We start from the raw sequence: 2,922 nt of genomic DNA, 5'->3' as shown, positions 1-2,922 counted from the left end.
AAAACTTGTTCGTCGTCTTGCTCATGGTAGCTCCTTCTCACAAGTAGAAGCCTCCGAGAAACCCGGGACGGTTCACCCCTTCGCTGATCGGTTCCTATCAGCCAAGGGAGACGTTAGGCAGGGGCAAGGTCACTTCTGCAGATTGAGATCCGCGAGCTACGCGATGAGATCGCGCGGCTGAAGGGGATGCCGCCGCGTCCGAAGTTTCCCTCCAGGAAGCCATCGGGCATGGAGAAGGCAACTTCGGGACCGGCGGGAGATGGCGGCGGCGGCATGGACGACAAGCAGCGTTCGGCGCGGCGGCGAGGGCCGAAGAACGACAAGCTGAACGTGACGCGGGATGTGCTTGTAAACGCGGCCAGGCCCGAAGGATCGATCTTTCAGGGCTATGAGGATGTCCTGGTCCAGGACCTGAAGATCGAAGTGGAGACGTTACGCTACCGCCGTGAAGTCTGGGTGGGTCCAAATGGCGAGCGGATCGTCGCTCCGCTGCCGACGGGGATCAAGGGTGGCTATGGGCCACAGGTGCGACGCTTCATCGTGGCGGGCCACGCTCAGGGACAGATAAGCAGCGAGCGGCTGACGGCGCTCCTGAACGGCATGGGCCTGTCGATCTCCAAGCGGCAAGTGGTGCGCCTGATGAGCAAGGGTCTGGGGGATCTGATCGCCGAGGACGAGGCTGTGCTCGAGGCCGGGCTGGAGACGTCGCCGTGGGTCACGGTCGATGACACCGGCCATCGCCACGACGGCAAGCACGGCTACGTCACTCATATTGGCAATGACGCGTTCGCGGTGTTCCGCGCCAGCCCCTCGAAGTCGCGCGTGAACTTCCTGGAATTGCTCCGCGCCGGCGCGAGCGATTACGCGATCAACGCCCATGCGCTCGATTACATGCGCGCTCAGGGCATGACCGGGATCTTGATCGAGAGCCTCGATACCCACCCCGACAAGGCCTTCGCCGACGAAGCCGCCTGGCTGGCGCATCTGACAGTTCTCGAGATGGATCAGTTCAGGTCCACCAGGGTCACCGCCACCGAGGGGGCATTGTGGGGCGCGATCAAGGCGCACGGGTTCCTCGGCGACACCGTGATCGTCTCCGATGGGACCGGCCAGTTCCGTCTGGATGACAACCACGCATTGTGCTGGGTGCACGCGGAACGCCTCGTCCACAAGCTCTCCCCCACCCGGCCAGCCGACATCAACGCCCAGGAGCGGCGGCGAACGCTGATCTGGAACTTCTATCGAGACCTCAAAGTCTACAGAGACAACCCCAACCCCAAACGAGCCAAGGCTCTCGGCCTGTGCTTCGACCGGATCTTCACTGCCAGGACCGGCTACGAACCCCTCGATCAACTCCTTCTACGATTGCATGGCCGCAAAGCCGAGCTGCTCAAGGTCCTGGAACGTCCCGAAATCCCAACCCATACCAACGGGTCGGAAAACGCCATCCGGGCATGGGTCACCAAACGAAAGATCTCCGGCGGAACAGTCAGCGACGTTGGCAAAGCCGCGCGCCAGGCCACTTTGGGACTGGCCAAGACCTGCGCAAAGCTCGGCGTCTCATTCTATCAATTCCTCGGCGACCGCTTAGCCGTGCCGGGTGCGCCGTCCGTACCCAGCCTGCCAACCCTCGTCAGGATGGCGCACGCCTAACACACCCGGGAATTTGCCCCGCTTACACGAGCGCCCAACTCAAGTCCGGCCTAGCGTGCCATTCACATTGTGAGCGCGCATCGCCAGTTCGAGTTCGTGCACTTCCATTTGCAAAATTGGAACGTGGCTTTTTGCTATTTTGATCTTGTCTGCGCTCGCCGGATACATATTGACATTTACCGCTGCGACCACCTCGTTGCGAGTATTGCGAACGGGCACCGAGACGGCGACGATGCCTTCGGATTGCTCCGAGTGACTCAGGGCATAGCCCTCCGATCGGACGCGATCCAGCTTACGTCGGAGAGCCGGCTCCTCAGTGACTGTCCATTTTGTAAATGCCTTACGTACGCTTTCCTTCAGATAGCGATCGAGTTCTACCGGCGACATCCCCGCTAGCAACACTTGACCGAGCGAGGTGGCGTGTGCGGCCACGCGTCCGCCGACACTCATCGCTAGCTGAAAGGTTCCCCTCATCGCTGCCCTCGCGATAAAAACTACTTCATACTTGTCTAACACTGCAAAGCTCGACGAAGCTTCTGTCTGTTCCGAGATCCTGTTCAGAACCGGCTGGACAATATTCTCCACGCCGATCGAACTGAGATAACTGAATCCGAGATCAAGCGACCGAGGCCGCAAGTAAAATACATCCCCCTCCGACCCAACATACCCCAGATCTTGTAGTGTGAGCAAGAAGCGACGCGCTGCCGCGCGGCTCATCCCGGTTTTGTTTGCAACTTCCACCGCACGCATACTTGGAGAATCCCGACCGAACGCGCAGATCACCGAAAGTCCACGCGCCAGGGATTCCGAATGATACGGACCGACTGTCGGCTTTGATGCCATCTCTCTTGTCTCCGATACTTGCACTTTTCATGACGCTTCACAAGCCATCAGTGTCGGCTTGTCAATGTTAGCAGAGTTGCGTCAAGGAAACTTTCCGTGCGCGCGGCTTATCACGCAACCTCGGGCCGCACGCATTTTGGACTCTTAGAGCCCGATTCAAAAGTTTTTCAAGCGTAGCAGTACTTTGCGGTTCTGCGGACGATCATGCGGATCGAGGCGATCTGTGCCCACGCGGTTGAGGAGGCGATGGATGTTTCCCAGTCCTTTGCCAACCTCCGGCATCGACCAAGCCAGGCGAATGTCCGCTCGACGACCCACCGACGAGGCAGGAGTTTGAAGGTATCTGCTCACCCCCATGGTCGGTTTGCGCATGCGGGGTAGCGCGAGCAGCATGGCGTGCAGTCGTGCCAAGCCGGAAGATTTTGC

The 2,922-nt window shown here is 59.7% G+C and carries 2 protein-coding genes and 1 pseudogene; 1 reads left to right on the top strand and 2 read right to left on the bottom strand.

Annotated features, from left to right (window positions below):
- The first annotated feature begins 228 nt into the window (after positions 1–228).
- Positions 229–1,653: an IS66 family transposase gene (locus tag QN347_RS18980; protein ID WP_322161036.1), complete on the top strand. Its 1,425-nt coding sequence runs from the start codon at positions 229–231 to the stop codon at positions 1,651–1,653.
- 39 nt (positions 1,654–1,692) lie between these two features.
- Here the strand turns inward: QN347_RS18980 and QN347_RS18975 are convergent, their stop codons facing one another.
- Both QN347_RS18975 and QN347_RS18970 read right to left on the bottom strand, forming a co-directional pair.
- On the bottom strand, positions 1,693–2,496 hold the full coding sequence (locus QN347_RS18975; protein ID WP_322161035.1) for an IclR family transcriptional regulator domain-containing protein: 804 nt from the start codon (positions 2,494–2,496) through the stop codon (positions 1,693–1,695).
- A gap of 167 nt (positions 2,497–2,663) precedes the next feature.
- A pseudogene (locus QN347_RS18970) lies at positions 2,664–2,834 on the bottom strand (transposase); the annotation flags it as partial.
- Between the last annotated feature and the right edge of the window lie 88 nt (positions 2,835–2,922).

It is taken from the genome of Sphingomonas sp. 10B4 (assembly GCF_035019905.1).
In the GTDB taxonomy this organism is placed as follows: domain Bacteria; phylum Pseudomonadota; class Alphaproteobacteria; order Sphingomonadales; family Sphingomonadaceae; genus Sphingomonas; species Sphingomonas glacialis.
The sequence above is the reverse complement of the archived record's forward strand: the minus strand, read 5'-3'. Positions and strand labels throughout refer to the sequence as shown.

What these genes read in the sequence shown, in the direction of transcription:
- QN347_RS18975 (WP_322161035.1), bottom strand. Translation starts at nt 2,496, where the DNA reads ATGGCATCAAAGCCGACAGTCGGTCCGTATCATTCGGAATCCCTGGCG.
- QN347_RS18980 (WP_322161036.1), top strand. Translation starts at nt 229, where the DNA reads ATGGAGAAGGCAACTTCGGGACCGGCGGGAGATGGCGGCGGCGGCATG.